The organism is Psychrobacter sp. APC 3426 (genome assembly GCF_030408035.1).
Classification (GTDB): Bacteria; Pseudomonadota; Gammaproteobacteria; order Pseudomonadales; family Moraxellaceae; genus Psychrobacter.
In genome coordinates this window covers 26,068-52,228 of sequence record NZ_JASDCF010000018.1, presented here as the reverse complement: position 1 = coordinate 52,228, position 26,161 = coordinate 26,068, and the positions used below count along the sequence as shown (strand labels likewise).

The following is a 26,161-nucleotide window of genomic DNA, read 5'->3' as shown; positions in this document are numbered from 1 at the left end:
ATTTTTATGAAACTTAAATTATTGCCTGCTTTTCGTACGTTACCCATGGCCATGCTGCTAGCACTACCACTTTATAGCCATGCTCTGCCATCAGACGCCAATCAGCAAATCAAGCTATTAGCAGATAAAGCCACTTATAGTGAGCGCACTGGTATCACCAGTTATGCAGGCAATGTCATTATTACTCAAGGGACGTTTAAAATGACTGCGGATAATATCACGGTCAATCTGTCTCAGCAGCGTAGTATCAACTCAGCGGTTGCTACCGGTCGTCCAGCAACTATGCAACAAGTGGTCACGCAAGAAAAAGGCCTAGCAAAAGGTCAGGCGAACAAAATTGATTACAATGCGGTCACTGGTATTATCACTCTCACAGGTAATGCTAAGCTTGTGCAGAATGGTGCAAGTTTTGCGGGTAACGTCATTCGCTATAGCCTAAAAGCAGGTGACGTTGAAGCAACTGCCGGTGGTAATCAGCGTGTAGAGTTGGTGTTCCCACCCAACAATAATACCAATCAAAGCGGTGTACGCTAACCTTATAGACGGTAGATAAATGCCATTTTGATATATGCCGTGTTATATAGGCTTTTTGATACAATGCCTTCTAAATTGACTATTTGATGATATACACCTTCTATTTTAGGTGATCAACCTGTCAATCAATAGGTAAGTCTATATAAAAAGGAAGCCCATCCGTGCTTAAGTCTTGCAACAGTATGAGTAAGTTATGAGTGATAAGAAAGAAGTTAGCCCTTTAACAGCAAACACTGAGGCAGCACCTGTGGCGCGACTCTCTATGCAAAATTTAGGCAAACGCTATGGTAAGCGTTGGGTCGTAAAGGATGTCTCGTTTTCAGTTGAGCAAGGTCAGGTTGTTGGGCTGTTAGGTCCAAATGGCGCCGGTAAAACGACCAGCTTTTATATGGTTGTCGGGCTGGTTAATATGGATAAGGGCCGGGTTACCTTAGGTAAGATGGACTTGTCTAAGTACGCCATGCATGAGCGTGCTCGTGCAGGTATTGGTTACCTGCCACAAGAAGCCTCTATCTTTCGTAAGTTATCTATCGAAGATAATATATTGGCTATTTTGCAGACCCGTACAGAATTGAGTGTGAGCGAGCAGCGCCAAGAGCTTGAAAAGCTCATCGGTGAGTTCCATCTAGAACACGTACGTAAGTCATTAGGTATGAGTGTATCTGGTGGTGAGCGTCGCCGTTGTGAGATTGCTCGTGCACTAGCAGCTGATCCAAAATTTATCTTATTAGATGAGCCTTTTGCAGGTGTTGACCCTATCTCTGTTGGTGATATCAAAGATGTGATTTTGACTCTTAAAAAGCGCGGCATTGGCGTATTGATTACTGACCATAATGTTCGTGATACGTTGGCCATTTGCGAAAAAGCTTATATTGTATCAGAAGGCGCTATTATTGCTGAAGGTACAGCGTGCGACGTCTTAGATAATGAGCTGGTGAAGTCGGTTTATTTGGGTAAGGATTTTCAAGTATAGTGCTGTAGCTTCGAGTATATATATCGTAGATATTTACTTTTTTCTTTGAATGGCTTAACTTCGTGATTGTCATAGGTATGTGCTGGCAAAAAGTCTGGTAAGCACTTTGATTTAGACTTTATGCCAGCTATCACCCCCTTTCTAATTTCTTCCTTCCTAGGATATATTCTCAATTCAATATATCTCGCACTTTTCTCTTACATAAAACAGTTATTTATAAGCAGCGCTTTTTCATAAGAATTGGTTATTTATATTGATAACTGACTCGTATTGATCATCACATCATTTTCAAATGAGCAACTATTAAAGCATTACAATATTTTATTGATTATTCTTGATTGAACACCTGAGTAAGGTTTATAAGTTATGGCAAAAAATAAAAGTAGTTATGTCTGTCAGAGTTGCGGGGCGCACTTTGGGAAGTGGGCGGGACAATGTGCTGATTGCAGCGAATGGAACAGCTTAATTGAAGCACCAAATGTCAGCATGCCTCATCATAATAAAAGCACTGCTAAACCAGCAGCAAATCGTGCAACACCTCGCTCGTCAGGTGGAGCACCAACCGGGAACTACTCAGGTACTCATAGTGCGGTCATGCCACTCAATGCCGTAAGCGTAGGTTTAGATACGCGTTTACCAACCGGTATCAGTGAGTTTGATCGTGTGCTTGGAGGCGGATTGGTAGCAGGTTCTGTGGTATTGATAGGCGGTGACCCTGGTATTGGTAAATCGACTATTTTGCTGCAAACAGCGACGAATATGGCAAAGGCTGATTCATTAGCAGGTAGTGCCCTATATGTGACGGGTGAGGAGTCATTGGCACAGGTTGCTATGCGTGCTAAGCGCTTAGATTTACCTGCTGATAGATTGAGGGTGTTGGCAGAAACCAATGTAGAGACTATTTGTGCTGCATTGACACAAGAGCAGCCCGCGATTGCTATTATTGATTCTATTCAGACCATTTATACCGATGCCATCAATTCTGCACCAGGCGGGGTCAGTCAGATTCGAGAATCGGCTGCGATTTTGACACGCTACGCTAAGCAAACTGGCACAGCGTTATTTTTAGTGGGGCATGTGACTAAAGAAGGTACGCTTGCAGGCCCGCGTGTGCTTGAGCATATGGTGGATACGGTTTTATATTTTGAAGGTCAGTCTGATTCACGTTTTCGGATGATTCGTGCGGTAAAAAACCGTTTTGGTGCCGTCAACGAGCTCGGCATTTTTGGTATGACGGATATGGGTCTGAAAGAGGTTGCTAACCCCTCTGCTATATTTTTAAGTCGCTATGACAAACCTGTTGCAGGATCCGTTGTGATGGTCAGTCGCGAAGGCACCAGACCGTTATTGGTTGAGGTACAAGCCTTGGTAGACGATTCACAAGGGTCACCTAGACGGATGGCGTTAGGACTAGATTTTCAGCGTTTATCTATGTTGTTGGCAGTCATGCATCGCCATGGTGGTATTCATACCAGTGGTCAAGATGTCTATGTCAACGTAGTTGGCGGTGTGAAAGTGATAGAGACAGGGTCTGATTTGGCCGTGCTGCTGGCTTGTGCATCAAGCATTAAAGAACGAGCATTGCCTTCATCATTAGCCGTATTTGGAGAAGTGGGTTTGTCTGGTGAGATTCGCCCAGTTCCTAATGGTCAAGAGCGCTTAAAAGAGGCCATGAAGCACGGCTTTAAGCATGCGATTATTCCGAAAGCTAATGCGCCAGCTAAAGATGCGCCACAGTTTAGAGGTATTAATGTCATCGCTGTTGAACGTCTAGATGATGCTATTGAAAGTGCTTTTGAATTATAGGAGCTGTGAGTTGTAGATCCTTTAACTTATAGAGCTTTGGAGATATAAAGCATCCAATTTTTATATTGTTAAAAGTAAAGCCAAAAAAAGCGCCTCACTTATCATTAAGTGAGGCGCTTTTTGGTTTAATGCCATTGGTGTATGACTAATATAGCACTATGGACCTGAAACACGTTCAATAGAAACGTTACCAACACCCTTGCTTGTGATACCTAAGCGTTTAGCAGCACCATAAGACAAATCTAGTACACGGTTACCATGGAATGGGCCACGATCATTTACCTTGACGACGACGCTTTTACCATTGGTTTTGTTGGTGACTTTAACGTAGCAGTTGAGTGGTAATGAGCGATGTGCTGCAGTCAAACCATTCATATCAAAAGTTTCGCCACTGGCTGTTTTGCGGCCATGGAACTTACGACCATACCAAGAGGCTAAGCCAGTCTGCTTGAACTTGCTCACTGAGTTAGAGGCGACTGCAGTCAGACGTTCTAATACATCTTCATCATTAGTCACTTGAGAGGTGTCACTGGCTAACAGTGAGCTGCTAAGCGCTAGTGAAGTAGGCTGGCGTGCTGACTTAACCAAGCTTGATGCACCATCATGCTGGCGGCTAAGCTCACCAAGTACACGATCAATGTGGGAGGCGTTATCTTGCGAAATCATTGCAAGAGTGGTTTTTGCTTCTGCAGCATTGGCATTAGTAGCCACTGCAGATCCAGCGAATAAAACCGCTGACATAGTAAGTAAACCAGATAAACGCTTATTCATAGATACCTCTATAACTTATACACTAAAACCTAACTCTAATATTCTTAGATTGAGTGTGACACTGTTAGACCAATCTAACCATGCCTCAAACTCCAAAACCTTCTCACCAATATGTTGTTTGTATAATGATTGATGTTAAACAGGCTTCTATAGATTTTAATATATGGTAATTTTTATGTCATTATCATAAGCAGGTTAGGTAAAACCATGATACTTATGAAACGCTCAAATGATAGTTAACGATATTAGCTAGGCGTATAATCTAAGACAGATTGGATAACCTTAACTGTAAATAAATTGTGTTTACAAGCTTCTTAACAATGCTAAATTAATAAAGGGTTTAAAGAGCATTACGTGTTGCTTTGTTATTAAACCGTTAATTAAGTAGTGTATTTGAAAGCCTGAATCTCACAAGTGGCTAACTATACGGATGAGCTACAACCTGAATATAATTAAATGCAAAGTTTCTTAGCAGCTATGTACGGGTTATGTATCAAACTACGATAAAACGAGGGTAACGCAATTGTTTGTAAAAAACAAGGATTAAAACCTATCAGTACGGAGCAGTCATGATTGACATTGCAAGGTGTTTTAACTGCCCTTATAATCAGAAAATAAGCTTTAATATTAAGTAGATAGTTGTTTCTAATAGCTGTATTTTTGATGGTTTTTATCACAGTCTATGTAGATTTTGTTATAAATATAATGGATATTAATCAGGCATTATCTCCCTTTGCCTTGTCTTAAAGTTTGATAATATACTTTCTAACTTTTTAAAATAAGCAGAATGATTTGCTGCTATATTGTTTTTTAAGATTCTTTATATGACGCATAAAAGTAATAATTTCAAGGCATTGAAAAAAGCCTCTAAATTAGTAGAGGCTTGATTTTATAGAGTTTTTAGAAGGAGATTGGGTTTAGCTAGGTTTATGGGTGTGGATTGACATCAGTAGACCAAAACCTGCCATCAAAGTCACAATTGCAGTACCGCCATAACTAATGAATGGCAATGGGACACCAACGACTGGTAAGAGCCCGCCTACCATGCCAACATTGACGAATATATAGACAAAGAAAGACATGGCAATCGCACCTGCCAATAATCTGCTATAGACATCTGGATGAATAAAGGCTATGTATAAGGCACGAGTCAATAAACACGAATAAATAAACATTAACAGCAACACGCCAAGTAAGCCAAACTCTTCAGAAAAGGCAGCAATGATAAAGTCAGTATGACCTTCTGGTAGAAAGTGTAGGTGTGATTGTGTGCCTTCTAGATAACCTTTTCCAGTAAGTCCACCAGCCCCAATCGCTGTTTTTGATTGAATGATATTCCAACCTGCGCCTTGCACGTCAGCCTCAGGATTAAAAAGAGTGAGGACGCGGGTACGTTGGTAATCGTGTAATAAAAAGTTCCAAGCAAAGGCCACAAGCGGGACTGCTAAAGCAGCAGCACCGGCAATCAGTCGCCATGATAGACCTGCTAAAAACAGCACAAAAATCCCGCTGGCTGCTACCAATAATGAAGTGCCAAGGTCAGGCTCTTTAGCGATTAATAAGACTGGCACAATGATTAAGGCCAATGTGATAGCAATACTCGAGGCGGATGGCGGTAGATCGCGTTTGGATAAAAACCAAGCACACATCATTGGCATGCCAAGTTTCATAAACTCGGAAGGCTGTACACTACCAAACCCTGGTAAGTTGATCCAGCGCTGAGCACCCATACGTACCTCACCGATGATATCGACCAATACCAAAAGGATAAGCCCAAGCACATAAAATATAGGCGTAAGCGTGCGGTAAATAGTAGGCGGTATCTGTGCCATGATGAACATGACAGTGAAGGCCACACCATAACTGACCATTTGGCGTATGACCATGCCAACGTCTTGACCAGCAGCGCTGTATAAAATAGTCAAACCAATAGAGCAAACCGTCAACAACAACAAGGTCAACCACGGATCGATATGAATACGTTGCCATAGTGTCGGCGCATTACCTTGACCGAAGTGATGGCTTTGACGTGAAAAACGGTATTGCGGGTTAGAAGACATAGGCGAAGTGTGACTGGCTATTGGTTTAAAGGAAGTGGTTAATCTAAGTTTTCATCTAAAAATATGGTTTTTAAAACAGTATATAAGGTAAAAACACGAACAGCATTTCAGAAGCACAGTAACATATAAGTAATAAGGTCACGTAATTATAAAAATTATAAGTATAAGTGTTAATTAGCAATATCAAGACTGAGTTTAGAGGCGATAGTTTAGCCTGCTTGCAAAAAATTTGATAGTATCGATAAAACGTTTTTAGCGGTAGCTTCTTGCAATGATAAATACAAAAAAACCTGTTTGTGGGCAGATCTATAAGCCTATGGTTGCACTTTTTATATGTGCCAGCAGTCTTCCAGCTTATGCCGCTATCATCAGTGATAATAGCGAGCGCCGTATTCAGATACGTCAGGGCAGTAATAGCGATAGTAGTAGCAATGCCTATATCGAGCCTGCTAATAGAGTTTCCGGCTCAACTGGCGGCGTCACCATGCTAACTGGTGATAGCATGCAAGGCTTGATTGCTCAAAAACAGCGCGATTATGGGTTGGATGCTGGGGTTTCTATTGAAGAAAATAAGCGTGTCAACGTTAATCGTCGAGCACCCGTTTATAACACCACCTACAGTAACAATAGATATAACACTGCGAGCAACACTTACAACAGCGCTTACAATGATTTTACCAGTATGGATTTTAATACTTGGTTAAACAGTAACCGTTACCGTGCGAGTCAGGTCGCTGACTATCAGCGCTATCTAAGCTCACGTGTCGGCGCGCAAAATGTACCGCCGATGTCTCAGCTGCTGACCACCGCACGCAGTTGGAATAAATGCGGTTATGAACCGTATCAATTGCCACCACAGGAGTTGTGGGGAAACGTTGTACCAACATTGCGCTTATATGGTGAGTTGAAACATCAAGGGATTTTACCTCTGAGCAGTGAAATACGCTCGGTATATCGTAGCCCAGCACTCAATGACTGTGCTGGTGGTGCGGATGGCAGTAAGCACATGAATGCAAGCGCGATAGATATTTGGGTGCCAGAGTATGAAGATAACTTATGGCGATTAAGCACCATGCAAGATGGCTTGTGTCAATTCTGGCAGTATCAAGGACAAGCTCATAATTTTGGTTTGGGCTTGTACTCTACAGGTGCCATTCATATTGATACTGATGGTTATCGTAAGTGGGGCTTTAACCATGCTAGCAGCAGCTCGTCTTGCCGTTATTAGATATTGGCTGTAATTAGTAATGGTTGCAATAAAGCAACTTATCATCTCATGAATTAAAGGTATTTTGGAGCGTGTCAAAACCTACAAAGCTCTTAAGTATTGGCTAAAGATGAGACAAAGATAATAAATCGTAGGTGAAGGCGCTATAATGGCACTGAGATATCAAATAAGTGATCGGTCAATTAACATCAGAAGTACTAGACGCTAAATTCAATGCATATTTGTTTGGTTTCAATGAAATGTGTTCTAATGACTATCAGTTAAGCATCTATGGTTTATTTGGTTCGTTAAGGTCAAAAAGTGTCTATGATAAGCAGGATTTATGAAAAAGCGGTATAAAAAAACAGTGAAAACGAAAAATCCTAATGCTCTAAAAAAGCCATTTTTGCAGTCAAGCAATACGCACATGGCATTTTTTGCATCAGGATTTATATTGCTCTTAGCCATTAGTGCTTGTAGTTCGGAGAATTACTCTGGAGAGAGTATCCGAACGGCAGAGGTGACGGCTGCGAATAAAAATAGAAACCTACAAGACCCTGAAGATGTGGAAGACAGCATCAAAAACTCTCATGCTAGACTGGCATCAAAACGCTCAGATATTTGCCCAAAACTCATTCAAGAAGAGGTCGGGAGCAAAGTCGTTGAGCGCCACTCAGAAGTTATGGTCAATAACCATTGTGACTATTTCTTATACCCGCGAGATGGTCAGCGACTGTCTGTTAACGTTAATAATCGTCAAATTGAAGCATTATTAATCGTGCCAACATTACATGATTTTGTGAATGGTGATTATCAAGTACAGTCTTATGATAAGCATGTGATTAGGCTCAGTTATAATGGGGCAACGTATAGACCTGAAAACTTGGTCTATGATGTCGCTGTTACTGTCTCAGACTGATTGGTTGATACTTGATTGCAAACGGGTTAGCGGTTGCTTTCATAAATTAGCTACACAAATTTAAATAAAAAGAAGGGCGATACTGAATAATATCGCCCTTCTTTTCTTTTATGTGCATAGCATTTATATGTCTTGCAAGAATTTATAGCCTCATTTATTTTTTGTTTCTCCCTCCTGCCAAGGATCAACTTGTCCAACGGTAACGATTAAAAAATCGTCAGGCTGCAGCGTTTCGCGCATGGTTTGATTGACGCCAGCCAGATTTACTTGGTCAATACGGTTGACATAATCACTCAAATAGCTATTTGGTAGCTGATAGAAATTCATCATGCCAAGCAAGCCATTAATCCCCGCATTACTGGCAAATCCCATCGGAAAGCTATTTTTGAGGTTTTCTGTGGTTAGGCGTATCTCATCGCTTGTGATACCTTTATCCAAAGTATCGTTAATCACATCTAAGCTCGCATCAATGGCGGCACGTGCTTTGTCATTACGTGTCGAAAAGCCAATCTGGTAAGGCCCTCGTGCCAGCATTGGATTCATAGAGCCTGATATACCATAAGTATAGCCCAGGTTTTGTCTAATTTCAGTCATCAGCCGCGCATTGAAGTCACCGCCTGCCATCGCGTCGTTACCGACAGCAAAGTTGGTTTGCTGCTGCTGATCTTTTGGGTTGGTAGCACGTTTACTGCCGAGTTGACCCATAAGTACCGTGGTCTGAGTACTAGGGAAGGGTATATGAATATGCTTTGCCTGAGTCCGAGGCTTTGGTTCAGGTAGTTCTGGCGCAGACTGACCAGTAGGCATTTCAGTAGTGATATCTTCGGCAAGTTTTTTTGCTTGTGCCAAGGTTAGGTTACCTGTCATTGCAATTGAGGCATTCGCTGCCACTAAATAGCGGTCTTTAAAATCTAACAGTTGCTGTTTATCTATGTTGGGTACGCTTTCAAGTGTACCAGCAGATGGATGAGCATAAGGATGTCCATCATACAATGCCTGACTGAAGGCAATGCTGGCAAGGCTATTAGGGTCTTGTTTTTGTTGTTGTAAGCCCACCAGTAGCCGCGCTTTATTACGTGCCAATACGTCGTCATTGAATGCAGGCTCATTGAGCATTTGGGTCATTAAGTCGACGGCAGGTAGCAAGTGTTTATCATCAGACAAGCTACGTAACGAGACAATAAACATGTCTTTATAAGCACTGCTATTTAGAGTGATGCCTAATGTCTCAACGGCTCGAGTAAACTCGCTTTCATCTAATTTTTTAGAGCCTTGTGTGAGCATAGTTGCCGTCATATTAGCAATACCAAACCCATTCTTACGTATGCTGCCATCACGGGCGCTGCCAGCGTTGAAGCGCAAATCGATATCGACAATGGGTAGGGCAGTCGTTTGTACAAAGCGTACAGGTACACCGGCTTTGGTCTTAAAATGCTGAATGGTAGGGACGGTGACCTTTAACGGCGAGGCATCATTCAGGCTGGTCAGCTTTGATAAAGCTGCTATCGGTGCGCTGGTATCGACGGTGGCTGTGCTACGATACTCTTCAGCAGTCTCTGAGTCTGCCTGCGCGGTCATTGTCAATGTCGTTAGACCTAGCACTATGCCAACGCTGAGACGCGATAGCTTGTTAGATATTGGGTTACCTAAAGAGTCTGAATGCCGTCTATTATTTAATGTTTTTTTTATGGCTAGCAATAAATCACTATGATGCGTCATGGTTTTCTTCTTAGTATGTTCAGAATTGTGTTATTAAGTTTTTATGGCTAATGTTGGCTCGCCATTCTTATTGTCTGACTATTCTGTATCTGCTTGTTCTTTGGGCGGTACGATATGCATTGATGTCAAGTTGTCTTTCACCAAATGTTTTTTACTGGCAGCCTGAATGTCTTTGACCGTCACGTTATCCAGCTTGGTTGGTAGCTCGGCAAGCAGCCTATCGTCAAGACCTATAGACTGTAATGAACCAATCATCCTTGCCTGACCTTCCATGCTGTCTTGCGCATAGACAAGTCCGGTTACGGTGTTGGTTTTGGCCCGGTCAATTTCATCTGCGGCTATCGGATCGGTTTTAAGCTTTTCTATTTCAGTAATGATGGCTTGCTGTGCTTGCGCTAAGCTAACGCCTTCACGCGGGGTGGCTTGTATCAAAAACAGTCCATCGCCTCGATCAAGCAAATCATAAGAGGTGCCTACCGTGGTGAGTAGTCCTTGCTCGCGTATCAATCGACTCTCAAGACGTGCAGATAGTCCGCCATCTAATACGTCTTGAGCCAGTGAGAGCGCATAAGCCTGTTTTTCATCATCTTTGCCAGCGGTCACAAGACTTGGAACGTTGTAACCCATTAACAATACAGGTACTTGTACGGCTTGCTCAGAGTCGACTTGCTGATAGCCGCGAAAGCCTTTTTGTTTAACGGCTGGGCGCGTGGGCAAATCACTCGGTTTTAAGTCTCCAAAGTAACGTTTGACTTGAGCCAGTACTTCTTGCGGTTTAACATCACCAACAATGACTACCGTTGCATTATTTGGTGCATACCATGTTTTATACCAGTCCTTTAAATCAGGGAGCGTGATAGATTCTAGCTCGTCCATGGGGCCGATGACAGATTCACCTTTTGGACTGTCAGGAAGTGCCAACAAACGAAATGATTCATAAGCTTTGGCAAGCGGATTGTCATCAGTACGCTGACGGCGCTCCTCCATCACCACTTGGTGCTCTTTGACGAACTCATTTTCATTGAATACAAGGTTTTTCATACGATCCGCTTCGAGCTCTAGTGCTAGATGAAAGCGGTTGGCAGGGAACAGCTCGTAATAGCCAGTATAGTCGTAGCTCGTAAAGGCATTGTTTACCCCACCAAATTTGGCAATCAAACGCTCATAGTCTTCACTAGAAACATGACTGGTGCCCTTAAACATCATATGCTCAAGCAAATGTGAGATGCCGCCTTTATCAAGTGGCTCATCTGCTGACCCAACTCGATACCAAACCTGAGTCATTACCACCGGTGCGCGATGGTCTTCTTTTATCACTATTTTCAAACCATTCTCTAATTGGTATTCATGACGACCAGACATATCCATGGTTAGTGCTGATGCGTTCTGAGCATTTTTATTTGCCTCAATTTGCCCTAATTTCTCTTTTGTTAAGGTAGATTGGGCAGGTGCTGATGGATTGGCATTAATGGCACTGGTTTGGCAAGCGCTAAGGGTGGTTGCCAGTGCAAGTGCACAGGCAATACGTAGAGAGAGATTGGGTATGGAAGCGGGCAATGATTTGGACAGTGGTAAAGGCAGTGGCATGGTAGATTCTACTTATATAAAATGGCAGCTGGTAAATGAATAAGAAGCAAGGGGTGAGCAGGTCGCTATTTTAATGATTGTCGGCTGAGTATCTATATAGACTTATGTGCCCCAACCATGACGCTAGCAGTCGGCTTAAATTCTTGAGTGGTACTACAGCCTGTCGCTGAGACCGCAAGAGTGGTCAATAGGATGGCTGCGCCAATACTCGCTGTTTTTTTACATAGTGTTTTGTAGTGGCTAGATAGTAATGACATGGATAACTCCTAAAATTAGCATTTATCAGTGTAATGCTTCTAAGTGATGGTCTATAAGTAATGGTTTTGATGTGACTGTTATACATGATGCCTTTATAAGAAATGCTTTTAATCAGTATTACATAAAAAATGTCATTCAAAACTGGCTATCCAATAAGCGATGGACTTTAGAGTGTGATACTTAATAATGCGACTTTTTCGTTTGTAATGTAACTTTTTAGAGCCTAGCAATTAATTGGTAGAGGCCAGTAAGTAGTAGAGTAGGTCAAGTATGGCAAATAGAGGGTCAGATTTTTGTGTCCAAACCTTAAGCCAAGCTTTCTTAGGGTATGGCGTTACCTTATCACTCGAAAGAGTTTGACGACAGTCTACTATGGTAAGGGCTGAGGGCACTCGGAATTATGCTAAACTAGGCTCAAATATTCCACCAGACCAATGGTAAAAAACGGAATACATAACAACCCATTTAAAATAATTGATAGTGATAACTTTTAGGGCAAGCTTATGAATAACCCAAATAACAGCAATCGTGTGGTCATCAATCTAGATGGCGATCTTGATGACTTAGATGACGATGATATTACCTTACCCAGTCTACCGGCGCAAACCGTGCCCATTATTGACGAAGCTGATAGAAAAGTTGGGAATGCAGGTGAGCAAACGAGCAGTGCCGTGAACAAGGGCGTGTCAAGTGCTGACGCAGCGGACAATATTGCTCTGGGCGCACCGATTGTCATGACAGACGAAAAAAGCATCTCCCAAAGCACATCAGAAGGTTCTTCAAGTAGTCGCTCAACGGTTAGTGATAATGATATTGATAAAGACGCCAGTGATAAGGCTGCTAATCACCAAAACACCGATGTTAATACTAAAGCTGCTTCGGCGGTTCCAACCATGCCGTTGCAAGAACAACTAGGGGATACTCCAAGCGTTAGTGCTGTAAGTAGTAATACGCAAGCTGCTACTCAGCCAACACCAGAGTCAATAGAGACGCAAGAGAATAAGAAAAAGGGTAGCTGGTTTAACCGCATGAAAACGGGACTGAGTAAGTCACGTAAAAACTTAGCGGAAGGTATGGTCAGTATTCTTATCGGTGGTAAAGAAATCGATGATGAACTGTTAGAAGAAGTCGAAGATCAGCTACTGGTTGCCGATATCGGTGTCAATGCGACTAACCGTATTATCAAAAGCCTTACTGAGCAAACAGACCGTGGTGATTTGATTTATGCACACTCATTGTACAAAGCGTTGCAAAGTGAGTTGGTTGATATCTTGACCCCTAAGGTGGCACCATTGGTGATTGATACCAGCAAAAAGCCGTTTGTCATCCTGGTTGTGGGTGTCAATGGGGTCGGCAAGACGACGACCATTGGCAAGCTCGCTAAGCGTTTGCAAGGTGAAGGTAAGTCAGTGATGTTGGCGGCGGGAGATACGTTCCGTGCAGCGGCTACTGAGCAATTACAGGTTTGGGGTGAGCGTAATAACATTCCAGTGGTAGCGCAGGGTCATGGCTCTGATAGTGCCTCTGTCATCTTTGATGCCATGCAATCTGCCAAAGCCAAAAATATTGACGTGTTAATTGCGGATACTGCAGGGCGTTTGCAGAATAAGACTTATCTGATGAATGAATTAGAAAAAGTCGTACGCGTGATGCGTAAAGCAGACCCAAGCGCACCGCACGAAGGCATGATTGTACTTGATGCTGGCACGGGCCAAAACGCCATTAATCAGGTCGAATTATTTAATAAAGTTGTCCCTTTGACTGGTATTACTATTACCAAACTAGATGGAACGGCTAAAGGCGGTGTGGTCTTTAATATCGCTGAAACCACAGATGTTCCTATCCGCTATATCGGAGTTGGTGAGTCAATTGATGATTTGCGTTCTTTTAGTCCAAAACAGTTCGTTGCAGCTTTGTTTGAGACTGACGATAAAGAATAGCGCTCAATAGATTGTTTCACTAAATAAATGTCACAAATGTGTGTTTAGAAGGAAGGGTCATGATAGTCACTACAGCAGCTCTTGGATCGCACCAATTAGCATTGATTGCTAGTGTGGATAATCATAGCAGTCCTAAGCTGGTTGAGGTCAACTGGCTGCAGGTGGGTGACTCTTGGCACCGCTCAAAATCCATTTCCAAACTTAAGAAGCATTATCAACTGGTCGATCAGGACTTCACCTTCATCGCTGAAAATAGCCTAAGCAGAAAAGAACCTGCTCAAGCGTTGCTCATAGAAGCCATAGCGCAACTGACCGCGTATTTTGAAGGTGAGCGTCAAACGTTTGATTTGCCAATAGACATTAGCTTGGGAACGGCGTTTCAGCAACAGGTATGGCGGGCACTACAAGAGATCAAGCATGGTGAAACAATCAGCTATGCCACACTGGCAAAACGAGTGGGTAATCCTAACGGCTACCGTGCGGTTGCTAATGCTAATGGCAAAAACCCTTTTAGTATTATCGTTCCTTGTCACCGTGTCATTGCTAGCGATGGCAAGCTTGGTGGTTATACAGGTGGACTGGACAAAAAAGAGCACTTGCTAGCACTTGAGGGTGTAACCTACAAAACTTAGAGTGGCGTAATTATTCACTACCTGCGATTAAACATTAAGAAGGCCAAACGCTAACACGTTTGGCCTTCTTATCATTAAGCGATAGGCTGCTCATATGTTTTTTCTGCTCAGAAGCTATTGCTCAAGTTGAGCCATTACCTCAGCTGAGAAGTTCACATTACTATAGACTTCTTGTACATCATCTATGTCTTCTAACATATCAATCATCTTCATGACTTTTTCAGCGTCGTCTATATTATCTATCTCAGCAGTCGTTGATGGAGACATTGTGACTTCCGCATTATCAGAGACCAAACCTGCAGCATTGAGCGCATCTTTGACTTGACCGAAAGTTTCCCATTCAGTAATGACGAGCAAGCTTTCGCCATCATTTTCGATATCAAGCGCACCGGCATCTAGGGCAGCCATCATAACGTCATCTTCTAAACTGGTATCATCAAAGGTGATTTCGCCGCGCTTAGTAAATAGGTAAGCGACCGAACCTGAGGTGCCAAGATTACCATCGTATTTGGTAAAGGCATGACGTACTTCGCTGACGGTACGATTTAGATTGTCAGTCATGGTTTCGACCAATACGGCCACACCGCCAACGCCATAGCCTTCATAGCTGACTTCTTCCATATTTTCGTTATCACCGCCGCCCGTACCACGATCGACGGCTCGGTTGATGGTATCTCTGGTCATGTTGACCGAAAGACCCTTTTCTATAGCAGCACGCAAGCGTGGGTTTTTATCCGGATCAGGGTCACCTTGTTTGGCAGCTGACACGATTTCACGAATAACTTTAGTAAATACTTTACCTCTTACTGCATCCTGACGGGCTTTACGGTGTTTGATGTTTGCCCATTTTGAATGGCCTGCCATATGACATCCTTAAGTTTTACGTGTTATTTATTGAACTAAAAAAGGGGGTAATATCAACCTTTATTACTTTGCTACCCATTTTTATTATATGATTAACCTGTCTATTTCAGGTAGTAGCGCTACTCGTACGTTAACGATTTGTATGTTGTTGATAGAGGTTTTTTGCTACACTGTGGCAAATTATAGATTGTACAAATTGCTATGAGTGAGCAATATTATAAACCAGTTTTATGTATTTTGACTAACTCGCTCTTATTCACCATATTTTAAGTCATTGGATGTTCTCAAACCATTGATTTTCTGACGCTAATGACTCTATGAAGTTACTGACTCTATGAAGCAACCGACCGCTGAAGCCATGACACATTTGCGTAACCGCATCCATATTATTATTGAAGGCACCGATACCCGTTTGGGTAAGCTTTTCGATATTGTATTATTGATTGCAATCTTGGCCAGTGTGGCCGTGGTAATGCTTGATAGTGTGCTCTATATGCGCTTGCAATACGGCACCATATTTTTTTATGCAGAGTGGTTTTTTACCATTCTCTTTACCATTGAATATGCATTAAGGTTATTCTCAGCCCCCAACCGCTTTCGTTACGCGTTCAGTTTTTTTGGGATTGTGGATTTATTATCCGTACTGCCAAGTTATTTAAGCTTGATGTTTGTCGGTGTCCAGTATCTACTGGTGATACGTATCTTACGTATTTTACGTGTGTTTCGAGTGCTTAAGCTCAAAGCTTATATGCAACAAGCAGGGTTTTTGGCCTCAGCACTGAGAACCAGTCAGCAAAAAATTATTGTGTTTTTCTTATCATTGGTGCTATTGGTCACTATTTTCGGTGCGATTATCTATGTGGTAGAAGGGCCTGAGAATGGTTTTACCAGTATTCCATTATCTATCTATTGGGCAGTTGTCACAGTAACCACAACTGGCTATGGCGATATGTCACCGAAAACGCCAATCGGTCAAGCGATTGCAACGATGGTCATGATTGCCGGTTATGCCATTATTGCTGTACCGACAGGTATTTTTACCGCTGAGCTGGCACGTAATATGCGTCCACAATTGAACCCAATTTCATGTCCTAACTGTGGTAAGTTCGGACATGCCGTATCGGCTGAATTTTGTGATCGTTGTGGTCACGCGCTGCACGTCTAGTTCATCTATCTAGCTAAAAAGGCAGCCATTCGACTGCTTTGCTATTACCTTTTCTGCCTATATGCTGCCATATATCTAGCCAACTAAGAAGAGTTTTAGTGATGGATTCTATACTTCTATATAGGTATCCACCAGCGGTGATAAGTCTATCTCAACGCCTAAGTTGACCAGATTCCAGTACTGTCCTGAGACTGTGCGATCTAGCATCATGGTCGTTGCAGAAGGTTGGAACTGTCCAAAGTATTTTAGAGATGAGCGCATTTGGGTGATAGCTTCATGATGTACTTGGCTTTCACCAAAGTCAAAAGCACCTTCATGATAAGGTTTGATGGACAAAGGTTTGAGACCGATAGAAAGCCACTTCTCATAAAACTCACCAGGGATATGTTTGTCATCATCACGGCGAATGTCCAAAGCAATCAAATCCTGCTCGAGCGCAGTAACGTCACCTTTAATAGCATGAAGGGCAAAGCGCTTAAATAGCTGAACCTCGCTGTCACTATAGCTACGGATACCACCGAAGTCATAGGCCACGACACTGCCGTCATGGCGAAAGGCGAAGTTGCCTGGATGTGGGTCACAGTGCATACGGTACAAACCAAATAGCTGTCCTGCGGTAAAGTGGAACAGGCGCTCGGCTATTTTTTTCTTGATGTCATTATCCCATGTCGCAGCGACTGTCAAAGTCTCTCCCATCTCCTCAGTCAAAGTAAGAATGCGCTTGGAAGAGTGGCTACTAATAACCTTGGGGATGATAAGACCTTCATCTTCTGCATGAAAAGCACCGAACACACGTAAGTTGTGCGCTTCTTTAATATAGTCTAGCTCATCATGCAAGCTTTGGCGTATCTCATGAAACAACTGCTCCTGTAACTGTTTGCTCATATTGAGTACGCCTGCTATTTTAAGCGCCATGCGTACTTGCTTGAGGTCACTATCACAGTTTTCATCAACATCAGGGTATTGAACCTTGACGACGACTCTTTGACCTGATTTCAAAGTTGCTTTATGGACTTGCCCGATGGAAGCGGCAGCAAACGGCGTATCTTCGAATTCACTAAATAATTCTGCTACTGGTGCTTTTAGCTCACGCTCGATCTGCGCACGTATCTGTGCGTACGGCATTGGTGGCGCATCTTTTTGTAGCTTTTCTAAGGCAGTTGCCACCTCAGGTGGGAATACGTCTTTATATTGGGAGGCAATTTGCCCCACCTTCATCACAGCGCCTTTCATCTCACCAAGTGTCTCAGCTATCTGTACACCCACGTCTTGCATTAGCTCTGAACGAGCTTGCAGCCGTTTTTCTTCGTCGCTCGATAGATGTTTAAATGAGTTTTTAGCGGCTTTGCCGGCAATACTTGCTGTCATGCCAGCAAGTTTCATAAAGCGCTTTCCGGACGTTTTTGCCATTCATATCACCCTGTAGTGGATTGTTTACTCAGCGGTTATTCTATAGTGCTAACCAAAGGATTGCTGTTTGACTAGTGTGCTGAAGGTAAGCGTATTTTACGACATTATTCATTATGTATATTCGATTGGTTACTGGCCCAAGGCACTAATTGCTCGATTGTTATTGCATGTGCAAATCATAACCCAAGGGCAACAACTGTCCCAGTGCCAATCCTATGTTATTTGCTGGGTTTGACGTTTCAAAGCTGCTCATTCATATTCGTTGAATACATATGTTCTAACCAGTACTCTAGTGCCATATGATAGCCCTTTACTCCTAAGCCGCATATTACTCCAACGGCAATATCACTTAAGTAAGAATGATGACGAAAAGTCTCACGTGCATGGACATTGGATAAATGCACTTCTATAAAAGGTTTTTGTGTGGCTAACAGTGCATCGCGTAGGGCAACTGAGGTATGAGTAAACGCAGCAGGATTAATAATAATTGCATCTACCTGCGCTGCTGTATCAGCCAATAATCCATAATGCTGTATGTCATCGACCAGTTTTCCTTCATGATTGGACTGTACGCATATCAATTCAATGCCATATTTACTAGCGCATGCGACCAAACTCTTCTCAATATCTACCAGTGTTGTATGTCCGTATATTTCCGGCTCACGTTTGCCTAACAAGTTGAGATTAACCCCATTTACCAGTAGCAATTTATGGGTAAGTGGCTTGGGGGTATGCTGAGTGATAGGGCTGGCTGATTTGGGCTGAGAAGCGGTCGTCATAATGGTCTCTATATCTATAAACGATAGGGGTGGACTGTCATTTTTTTTAATACATTTCTGCTTTATTACTTGTGCTTTACCATATTAAGTCACTAAAGCTAAGGGCAGTCAATTTAGAAAATTAACAAGCGACAAAAATTACCTAATGGCTTTATGATAACAGCTTGATGGTAAAGTTATAAAAAAATTACAGTAAAAACTCACCTAAGTGTTAAAAAGCATGTTAAAAGTCTTTATGTTGCTAAAAACCCGTGCTATGATATTTTTTACGCAATAATTATTGCAAGTTTGTTGCTATTACCGTTTTAAAACAAGATATGCCGATATAACAGGTGCCGTTTAGGTGTTATGAAGACAGCACTCTCCTATAAAAGCAACGTCTAGGTAATAGTGGTTAGTGTCGTACTCTTAAGTTTTTGATTTCATAATCTTAGACCCCGTTTATATGCAATGTTGCAAAGGAATTTGGGGCTAAGCGGACTTTTTTAGGAAGTAATATTATGTCAGCTCGTGAGCAAGGTATCGTTAAGTGGTTTAATGACTCAAAAGGCTTTGGTTTCATTCAACGTGACAGCGGAGAAGATATTTTTGTCCATTTCCGCGCGATTCAGGGTGATGGCTATCGTTCTTTAACAGATGGCGAAAAGGTTGAGTTCAGTGTGGTAGAAGGTGAAAAAGGCCTTCAAGCTGAAGAAGTCAGAAAAGTAGAAGAGTAATCTATCCAGTCATTAGAGCGGTTTAGCTATAATGTCTGTACAAACTACTGATATACTACTGAGTCAAGCCCGTCTTCTCTTACCTATGTTGAATCAAAATCAGCGTATTTGGTAGGATTAGACGTTAGGCTTGGCTTTTTTTATGCCTAAACGACTGTATATAAAAGGTTATTATCAGCCTATTCATAATTAATGATGAAAAAGCGATTCATTTAAAAGGATATTTTTTTGAGTAATTTTACAACATTTACTGATTTGCCCCTTTCAGAACCAACCCTACGTGCCGTTCGCGATTTGGGGTTTACTGAATTAACACCTATTCAAGCTCAAATACTACCGCATACATTGGCAAACCAAGACGCGATTGGACAAGCACAAACAGGTACAGGCAAGACGGCGACGTTTTTATTGACCATCATGGAAGCATTGCTCAAACGTCCATTTGCCAATGATGAAGAGCGCTATTTAGGCGAGCCACGCGCTGTGGTCATGGCACCCACTCGTGAGCTTGCTCAGCAGATATTTGATGACTGTATTGCCCTGACCAAATATACGTCGCTACACAGTGTCTGTATCATGGGTGGTACCAATTATGAAACCCAGCAGCATGAACTTGAGCGCCAATATGTTGATATTTTGGTGGCGACACCTGGTCGATTGATTGATCTTGCTAATAAAGGTATGGTCTTTTTAGACCGCGTAGAAGTATTGGTGCTAGATGAAGCAGATCGCATGTTAGATATGGGTTTTATCCCTGATATTAAGCGCTTGGTCGGCCGTATGCCAGCCAATACAGATCGTCAGAGTTTGTTATTTTCTGCTACCTTTAACCAAGATGTTATGAACTTGGCTTATCGCTGGTTACATGAACCACAGTTTGTGGAAATTGAGCCTGAGCATAAGACCAGTGAATTGGTGGATCAGCACTTTTACTTATTAACAGAAGACCAAAAGCTAGCAGCTTTGCAGCGTATTATCAGCGATACTGATGTTGAAAAAGTCATCGTATTTGCCAATCGTAAAGACCAAGTCAAACGCCTCTATCATAAACTTCGTCAAGCGCATAAAATCGTGATGTTGTCAGGAGACGTCATCCAACAAAAACGTGAAAAATATTTACAACGTTTTAAGGATGGTCATGCTTCTATCTTGGTGGCAACGGATGTCGCAGGCCGCGGTATTCATGTAGATGATATCAGTCATGTGGTCAATTATACCTTGCCTGATCAGCCGGATGATTATGTACACCGTATTGGCCGTACAGGTCGTGCAGGTCAAACTGGCATTAGCATTAGCTTCGTTAGCGAAGATGATGCCTTTAATATCCCGGCATTAGAGAAGCATCTAGATACTAAGTTTAGCCTTGAGCAGTGGCAAGAATAATATTTGAGGTCTGAGCGGACCTTAAGCTAAATCTTGGTTTGATAAATCACTTAACACACAGTGATTATGAGCCATGCTTTATAAGAAAAGCCCTTAACGTCAAAGTTAAGGGCTTTTCTTATAACTTTTGTAGGATTACTGAGAAGGCTCTGCCATAGCATGATGATGGTCATTCATCTCCTGCTCATCTGCCATGTTTTGTATGTCGTGATTAACATTGTGACCAGAACTGTGTTCCATATCATGCATGCTGTGATTGGCCGTGCTATCCATAACCGGTGCCATCTCGTGATGCATGTTGCTCATATCATGATGGGTAGCTGTATCGTTGCTATTAGACGTCATAGCGGGGTGGTTGCCATGACTCATTTGTGCATGTGCGTGCCCATCACCGCCACCATGTCCACCATGCATGCTAGACATTATCATGGGCACAAATACAACTGCCAAGCCCGATATTACCATAATAGCGCCATTGAGCTGGCGTAGGCGAAAACGTCCAATTTTGTCACGTAGCCAACCGACAGTCTCATGGGTGGCAACCAGCATTGGCACTGTTCCAAGACCAAAGACAAACATCAACGCCGCCCCACCTATAGGGTTATGAGCGACCACTGCAATCAGCAGAGCCCCGTAAACCAAGCCACAAGGCAAAAATCCCCAAAGTAGACCGGCAGTTAGTGCACGTGGAAACGTGTTTAGTGGGAATACTTTTTGACGTACTGGGCTAAGATACTGCCAAAAGCGCATGCCAAAACGCTCAAGTTTATTTAAGTATGGTGCACCAAGCATGGTGACGCCGACAAACACCAATACTAAGCCTAATAGTATGCGCGGCGTACTGTTACCTCTCATCAATGGCTCAAGTACTGTGGTGCCAATCAGACCTGCTATTAAGCCTAAAAATGCGTAACTGGTTAAACGACCTAGATGATAGGTGGCAACCAGTGCACGCCGCTTGGCAGGGCTGACATCTTTCATTGATAGCCCAAATGCAGTCACAAGACCGCCACACATACCCAAACAATGTGGTGAACCAAAAAATCCCATTAGTAATGCCGCAACGAGTAAAGCTGTGGTCATGGGGTGCTTCTCCTAAAAATAGTGAAAATTTAGCCTACTAGGAAATTCACTCATTTTTACTGTAATTTTCAAAATAAGGACACGACCTAGTGTTATTTTATTTATCAAAAAGGGCTCTTAAGGAAAGATGCTCTTAACGAAATGTGAGGTTGGAAAGGCGTTGATATGAAACAGTTAGTGATAACAGTTGTTAACAGTCGGTTCTCAATAAATAGCATCGGTTAAAAACTATGTTTTTAAGTTTTCGTCAATATCAAAAGGCTCAACTAATTCTGCTTCAGCAGTTTTCGCTTCATGAGTAGAGGGGTTGCTGACGCTCATACCTTCATGTGGTAGAGGCGCATTCGCTGCACGTTCATGAGCTTGCATGGTTTGTCTGCGTTCTTGGCGATCATCTAAGATAATGCGCTGTGACGCATTGTCTAAATCTTCAAACTGGTTGGATCTGACGGCATAACGTACCGCCCAAATGGCAACCACAAACAGCATGAGGCTTAAGGGAATCAATAAAAATATACTGAGCATGGCAAGTCTCTTAGATAGCAGTTCTTCTATTATATTATACACTTATTGCAAGTGTGATTAAGTGGCTATAGCAATAAATACGAGAGGGCGGCTAACTATAAAACTGTGATATTTGATTGTAGTTAGCGGTTAGTCCTGTTTTTCAGTATTCTTTGTGGCATTACCCCTTGGTGTCAGCAGCTGCTGAGAAGTCACGTCTTTGGCATGACGACAGTTTACTTGTGGGCGTATCACATCACGCAAATAGGCCGCGACTTCATAAACAGCGCGGCGTGAGTGAGTGAGGTTCTGTGCAGGCTTCATCCAGTCGCGCTTAACGGGTAGAGGGGCACTGAGCGGTGTACTATTGATACCATTTAAGGCAAATTGCCTGCGTGCCCGCGCCATATGATAGCTGTCAGTGATCAGGTAAACATGATGTAGCGGAATACGCTTTGCGGTAAACCGTGCATTTTCACAAGTATTCATGCTGGCATTTTCACTTATTAAACCGTCGATACCGTGTTCAATGAGCCATTGACCGAGCCAAGGTGCTTCGGCACCGCTTAGTACAATAGGGAGTGGGAGATCGTGATAGGCACCAGCAGCAGTTCGAGCACGATTGAGACTGTAGCTATTGAGTATAATTTGATTGTTATGATCATTGGTGAGTCCGCCACCTAACACCACATATGCAGTAGGGGGTGAGCTCATGGCAGCTCCAGACATGTTCGGCAGAGGAAGAAGCGTAAATACGTAAATGATGGCTTGAGAAAACAGCGGTGTAAATAAACTGATAAGCACTAAAATAACGGCCGTTGAGCCAAGTAAAAAAGTAATATTAATAATGCGAAACAGCTTCACCATGCGCTCGGCTGAACGCAAGTAATGTCGCCATAGTCGCTTAGACCATGACTGTTTAGACCACATGCTCATCATATCCAATAGAACCATCGGGGTTTACCCAAACAGGCTCGCGTGACAATTGAATGGCAAACTTCTCATAAACAACGTCTGCGATATATTGCTGTGCCGCTGCTACATCGTCTTGAGTCGCTTGATGTGGGGTATGGTTGGTCAGTACCAGCGCTTGCTGCTGATGGGTCACAATAGGAGCAATGCCGTCGCCTTTTAGTCCTGCTTGTTCAATCAGCCAACCTGCAGCGACCTTAATCATAGCGTCGGGCATTGGATAACCAACGATTGCTGGGTAGCTTTTTTGCAACGCAGCAAATTGCGATTGAGGGATAATCGGGTTTTGGAAAAAACTGCCGCAATTAGGTAGCTGCTTAGGGTCAGGAAGTTTTTGCTGACGGATATCAATGATGGCTTGCATTACGTCGGCAGGATTGGCTTGCTGACGCTGTTGTTGCTCTGCATAGCGCTGTGCTACTGCCTGCACATCACCGTAACTCGCCAACACTTTACTTACATCGGTGTGCAGCCTAAACCTTACGCAGCTAATCAACCAAGTGTTTGGTGCGCGCTTAAATAGGCTGTCACGATAACCAAACTCACAGTCTGCAACACTCAGATGGTGCCACGTTTTAGTAGGCAGGTGATAGGCTCTTACAAACTGTAAATAGTCTTCTAGTTGCACCCCGTATGCACCGATATTCTGGACAGGAGCCGCCCCAGTCAAACCTGGTATCAACGCAAGGTTTTCTAGACCGTACCAGCCTTGAGCGACAGTATATGTCACCAAATCATGCCAGTTTTCACCTGCCATCACTTCAATATCAACGTAACCGTCTGTTTGAGCGGTTAAATGAATGCCACGCATTATCGGACATAATACGGTGGCTTTCAGGTGCGCTGGCAGTAATACATTACTACCGCCAGACAGAACGAATATTGGTTTGTTATGTTCAGCTTTAACGTCATAATTTGCCATAAATGCGTCAAGCTGCGCCTCATCTGTGACCGTCACAACGGAGTCAGCAATACAGGCTAGTGCCATGGTATTGCTATGCGATAAATCGACGGAATAACGCTGTGATGCGCTTGCTGACGAGTCAATGGCAGTAGCATGGTGATGAGGGCTTAGATTAAGGCGTGAAGCTGAAGTCATAACATAGCCTATATGGCAGATAGATAACGAATTGTGCGGGGTTTATTATAAAGGATGCAAGCCATAAAAGTAGCAGAAATATAGACTTTATCGCTAGCAGGCTTTCCAGCTCTCAATCCAAGCTTTTGCACTGGATTCAATACGCTCGATGACCTCTTCGAAATCGTCGCTATCGCCTTTATAAGGGTCGGGGACATCGTCACCACCATACGTAGGGTCTTCTTCGCTGAATAAAGCCAACTTGGCTAAAGTATCATCGGTATCTATCAAACTATCCTTGATGGCCTGCAAGTCTGCTAAGTTCTGGGTATCCATAGCCAATATTAAGTCAAAATTACGGAAGTCTTCAGCACTGACTTGGCGAGCAACCAGTTTATTGATTTTATAACCATGTGATTTTGCATGGCGCTGTGATCGCTCATCAGGAGCACGGCCAATATGCCAGTCACTCGTACCTGCTGAGTCTATTTTTATTGACAACCCAGCGATGGCTGCTTGCTGACGAAAAACCTCTTCAGCGGTTGGCGAACGACAAATATTTCCTAAGCAAACCAATAATACAGACGACGGCGTACAAGTTTTCATCAGCATAAAATGACCTTCTATAACAAAAAAACATGCCATAAGAGACCAGCATTGTTAATGCGGCTTTTATAAGCATGCAATCGATTAAATGAATCAGCTATCAGCGTAACGGTTAATACTTTAAATGGCAAGCAGAGCAGCCAAATAATAGCTTACAATTAACCGTGTAGGGTCAATAATACAGACGCCTGAATACGATAAAGTGGACCTACTGTAAATAGCTAGCGCGTTTCGTTTAACAAAAGTTCCGCAGAACTCCCCCGCGTCTAAAGCGGTGGGTAGTTCATCTACTTTACCGCCTTCGCGATTTTACTCTTGTTTGTTTTTAAAGCGTTGTAAGTCTCGGCGTTCTTTTTTATTTGGCTTGTTGTCAGGACGAGCGAGGTTAGCAAGCTTGCGCTGCTCGGCATAATAAGCGCGGCGCTTTTCACTTTCTTCAGTCTCTGAATAGAGTGCTTGAGCCGCAGTCGCATTACCACGTTGTATCGTTAATGCTTCGACGACGACTGTTTTTTCAGTCATGGCAGTCGCTGAACCTTGACGAATGGTTAGCTCATCGCCAACCGAAATCTCTTTGCTGGTTTTTACGCGGCTGCCAGCATAGTGTACTCGTCCGCTTTCGATGGCTTGCTTAGCAAGGGTACGCGTCCGATAAAAACGCGCGGCCCATAGCCATTTATCAAGACGGACTTTAGCCAATGCTTGGTTTTTTTGGTCAGTACTACTCTTCATAACAGCTACTCTGTATCAGTTTCTCTATTAGGTATAGATTAGGGCAACTTTAATATTTGCAAATAGGTTTTTAGGACTAGAGAGTGTCCTCATTTTTAGCCCATTTAAAAATTTATCGTTCAGAGTGAGGACACGCATTAATAGTAGTGAACGTTTTATGCTCAGTTAGCGACTATTATGCTTAGCCATTTTTTGAACCATGGTAGATGCTTGATGCGTATTGAGATCATTTAAGCCGTTGATCACACCAGTTATATTTTCTTCAGTTTTGTTTTGGCTTAGTTTGAATTGCGCTTGTACCGTGCCTATAGGCAATTTAAAACCTACGATAGCCCGGCACATAGCGTCGATGTAATTGGCTGGCGCATCGTCCAATGACCAAGGATTGTCTGAGATGATTTCTTGTTGTGAAGTTATGGTTTCTAATATCCATTTAACATTTCAGCGCAGAATTCCCCTACTT

25 protein-coding genes are annotated in these 26,161 nt (G+C 42.9%); 10 read left to right on the top strand and 15 right to left on the bottom strand.

The window, feature by feature from the left end:
- Window positions 1-6: 6 nt before the first annotated feature.
- The 3 genes from lptA to radA all read left to right on the top strand — a co-directional run bounded on the left by lptA (window position 7) and on the right by radA (window position 3,313).
- Window positions 7-534 (top strand): lipopolysaccharide transport periplasmic protein LptA, encoded by a 528-nt coding sequence (lptA, locus tag QL919_RS09720; RefSeq protein ID WP_290189343.1) that lies wholly within the window; start codon window positions 7-9, stop codon window positions 532-534.
- 262 nt (window positions 535-796) lie between these two features.
- Entirely contained in the window at window positions 797-1,507 is a 711-nt protein-coding gene (gene lptB, locus QL919_RS09715; protein ID WP_290189362.1) for an LPS export ABC transporter ATP-binding protein, read from the top strand.
- Between the two features lie 366 nt (window positions 1,508-1,873).
- Window positions 1,874-3,313, top strand: coding sequence for a DNA repair protein RadA (gene radA, locus QL919_RS09710; RefSeq protein ID WP_290189342.1), 1,440 nt, complete (start codon window positions 1,874-1,876; stop codon window positions 3,311-3,313).
- A 156-nt stretch (window positions 3,314-3,469) separates the two neighbouring features.
- Here the strand turns inward: radA and QL919_RS09705 are convergent, their stop codons facing one another.
- A complete protein-coding gene (locus tag QL919_RS09705; protein ID WP_290189341.1) occupies window positions 3,470-4,084 on the bottom strand; it encodes a septal ring lytic transglycosylase RlpA family protein in 615 nt (204 codons plus the stop codon).
- 917 nt (window positions 4,085-5,001) lie between these two features.
- Window positions 5,002-6,144 carry a rod shape-determining protein RodA gene (gene rodA, locus QL919_RS09700; protein ID WP_290189340.1) on the bottom strand — a complete coding sequence of 381 codons (1,143 nt, stop codon included), beginning with the start codon at window positions 6,142-6,144 and terminating at the stop codon, window positions 5,002-5,004.
- A 271-nt stretch (window positions 6,145-6,415) separates the two neighbouring features.
- Here rodA and QL919_RS09695 point away from each other — a divergent pair, with 271 nt between their 5' ends.
- Together QL919_RS09695 and QL919_RS09690 are read left to right on the top strand one after the other, a co-directional pair.
- Entirely contained in the window at window positions 6,416-7,372 is a 957-nt protein-coding gene (locus QL919_RS09695) for a D-Ala-D-Ala carboxypeptidase family metallohydrolase (RefSeq protein WP_290189339.1), read from the top strand.
- 322 nt (window positions 7,373-7,694) lie between these two features.
- Window positions 7,695-8,270 (top strand): hypothetical protein, encoded by a 576-nt coding sequence (locus QL919_RS09690; RefSeq protein ID WP_290189338.1) that lies wholly within the window; start codon window positions 7,695-7,697, stop codon window positions 8,268-8,270.
- A gap of 150 nt (window positions 8,271-8,420) precedes the next feature.
- Here the strand turns inward: QL919_RS09690 and QL919_RS09685 are convergent, their stop codons facing one another.
- The 3 genes from QL919_RS09685 to QL919_RS09675 all read right to left on the bottom strand — a co-directional run bounded on the left by QL919_RS09685 (window position 8,421) and on the right by QL919_RS09675 (window position 11,833).
- On the bottom strand, window positions 8,421-9,989 hold the full coding sequence (locus QL919_RS09685) for a pitrilysin family protein (RefSeq protein WP_290189337.1): 1,569 nt from the start codon (window positions 9,987-9,989) through the stop codon (window positions 8,421-8,423).
- Window positions 9,990-10,067: 78 nt separating this feature from the next.
- Window positions 10,068-11,576, bottom strand: coding sequence for a pitrilysin family protein (locus tag QL919_RS09680; protein ID WP_290189336.1), 1,509 nt, complete (start codon window positions 11,574-11,576; stop codon window positions 10,068-10,070).
- Window positions 11,577-11,668: 92 nt separating this feature from the next.
- On the bottom strand, window positions 11,669-11,833 hold the full coding sequence (locus QL919_RS09675) for a hypothetical protein (protein ID WP_290189335.1): 165 nt from the start codon (window positions 11,831-11,833) through the stop codon (window positions 11,669-11,671).
- Window positions 11,834-12,862: 1,029 nt separating this feature from the next.
- On the opposite strand from QL919_RS09675, the gene ftsY reads away from it, so the two are divergent.
- Together ftsY and QL919_RS09665 are read left to right on the top strand one after the other, a co-directional pair.
- Entirely contained in the window at window positions 12,863-13,774 is a 912-nt protein-coding gene (gene ftsY / locus QL919_RS09670) for a signal recognition particle-docking protein FtsY (protein ID WP_290189361.1), read from the top strand.
- A 59-nt stretch (window positions 13,775-13,833) separates the two neighbouring features.
- Window positions 13,834-14,406 carry a methylated-DNA--[protein]-cysteine S-methyltransferase gene (locus QL919_RS09665; RefSeq protein ID WP_290189334.1) on the top strand — a complete coding sequence of 191 codons (573 nt, stop codon included), beginning with the start codon at window positions 13,834-13,836 and terminating at the stop codon, window positions 14,404-14,406.
- 114 nt (window positions 14,407-14,520) lie between these two features.
- On the opposite strand, the gene QL919_RS09660 is transcribed toward QL919_RS09665, so the two are convergent.
- Complete coding sequence (locus tag QL919_RS09660) at window positions 14,521-15,270, bottom strand: YebC/PmpR family DNA-binding transcriptional regulator (protein ID WP_290189333.1); 750 nt, start codon at window positions 15,268-15,270, stop codon at window positions 14,521-14,523.
- A 334-nt stretch (window positions 15,271-15,604) separates the two neighbouring features.
- Between QL919_RS09660 and QL919_RS09655 the strand changes: the two genes are divergently transcribed.
- Window positions 15,605-16,435 carry an ion transporter gene (locus QL919_RS09655; protein WP_290189332.1) on the top strand — a complete coding sequence of 277 codons (831 nt, stop codon included), beginning with the start codon at window positions 15,605-15,607 and terminating at the stop codon, window positions 16,433-16,435.
- A gap of 108 nt (window positions 16,436-16,543) precedes the next feature.
- Here QL919_RS09655 and QL919_RS09650 read toward each other — a convergent pair whose 3' ends face one another.
- Both QL919_RS09650 and aroQ read right to left on the bottom strand, forming a co-directional pair.
- A complete protein-coding gene (locus QL919_RS09650) occupies window positions 16,544-17,845 on the bottom strand; it encodes an AarF/ABC1/UbiB kinase family protein (RefSeq protein ID WP_290189331.1) in 1,302 nt (433 codons plus the stop codon).
- A gap of 239 nt (window positions 17,846-18,084) precedes the next feature.
- The gene (aroQ, locus tag QL919_RS09645) at window positions 18,085-18,624 is read right to left on the bottom strand and encodes a type II 3-dehydroquinate dehydratase (RefSeq protein WP_290189330.1); all 540 of its coding nucleotides are present in this window, start codon (window positions 18,622-18,624) and stop codon (window positions 18,085-18,087) included.
- A gap of 500 nt (window positions 18,625-19,124) precedes the next feature.
- Here aroQ and QL919_RS09640 point away from each other — a divergent pair, with 500 nt between their 5' ends.
- A complete protein-coding gene (locus tag QL919_RS09640; protein ID WP_290189329.1) occupies window positions 19,125-19,340 on the top strand; it encodes a cold-shock protein in 216 nt (71 codons plus the stop codon).
- Between the two features lie 228 nt (window positions 19,341-19,568).
- Window positions 19,569-20,723 (top strand): DEAD/DEAH box helicase, encoded by a 1,155-nt coding sequence (locus QL919_RS09635; protein ID WP_290189328.1) that lies wholly within the window; start codon window positions 19,569-19,571, stop codon window positions 20,721-20,723.
- 135 nt (window positions 20,724-20,858) lie between these two features.
- Here QL919_RS09635 and QL919_RS09630 read toward each other — a convergent pair whose 3' ends face one another.
- The 7 genes from QL919_RS09630 to QL919_RS14155 all read right to left on the bottom strand — a co-directional run bounded on the left by QL919_RS09630 (window position 20,859) and on the right by QL919_RS14155 (window position 26,127).
- Window positions 20,859-21,806: a sulfite exporter TauE/SafE family protein gene (locus QL919_RS09630; protein WP_290189327.1), complete on the bottom strand. Its 948-nt coding sequence runs from the start codon at window positions 21,804-21,806 to the stop codon at window positions 20,859-20,861.
- A 228-nt stretch (window positions 21,807-22,034) separates the two neighbouring features.
- Window positions 22,035-22,331 (bottom strand): cbb3-type cytochrome oxidase assembly protein CcoS, encoded by a 297-nt coding sequence (gene ccoS, locus QL919_RS09625; protein WP_290189326.1) that lies wholly within the window; start codon window positions 22,329-22,331, stop codon window positions 22,035-22,037.
- A gap of 129 nt (window positions 22,332-22,460) precedes the next feature.
- Window positions 22,461-23,240, bottom strand: a complete 780-nt coding sequence (locus QL919_RS09620; protein ID WP_290189325.1) for a YdcF family protein — start codon at window positions 23,238-23,240, stop codon at window positions 22,461-22,463.
- Window positions 23,230-24,270: a UDP-N-acetylmuramate dehydrogenase gene (murB, locus tag QL919_RS09615; protein ID WP_290189360.1), complete on the bottom strand. Its 1,041-nt coding sequence runs from the start codon at window positions 24,268-24,270 to the stop codon at window positions 23,230-23,232. The genes QL919_RS09620 and murB overlap by 11 nt, the downstream gene beginning before the upstream one ends.
- Before the next feature lie 204 nt (window positions 24,271-24,474).
- Entirely contained in the window at window positions 24,475-24,972 is a 498-nt protein-coding gene (locus QL919_RS09610; RefSeq protein ID WP_290189324.1) for a low molecular weight protein-tyrosine-phosphatase, read from the bottom strand.
- A 303-nt stretch (window positions 24,973-25,275) separates the two neighbouring features.
- Entirely contained in the window at window positions 25,276-25,698 is a 423-nt protein-coding gene (locus QL919_RS09605) for a S4 domain-containing protein (RefSeq protein ID WP_290189323.1), read from the bottom strand.
- A 165-nt stretch (window positions 25,699-25,863) separates the two neighbouring features.
- Window positions 25,864-26,127: an FMN-binding negative transcriptional regulator gene (locus tag QL919_RS14155; protein ID WP_356650273.1), complete on the bottom strand. Its 264-nt coding sequence runs from the start codon at window positions 26,125-26,127 to the stop codon at window positions 25,864-25,866.
- Window positions 26,128-26,161 lie beyond the last annotated feature (34 nt).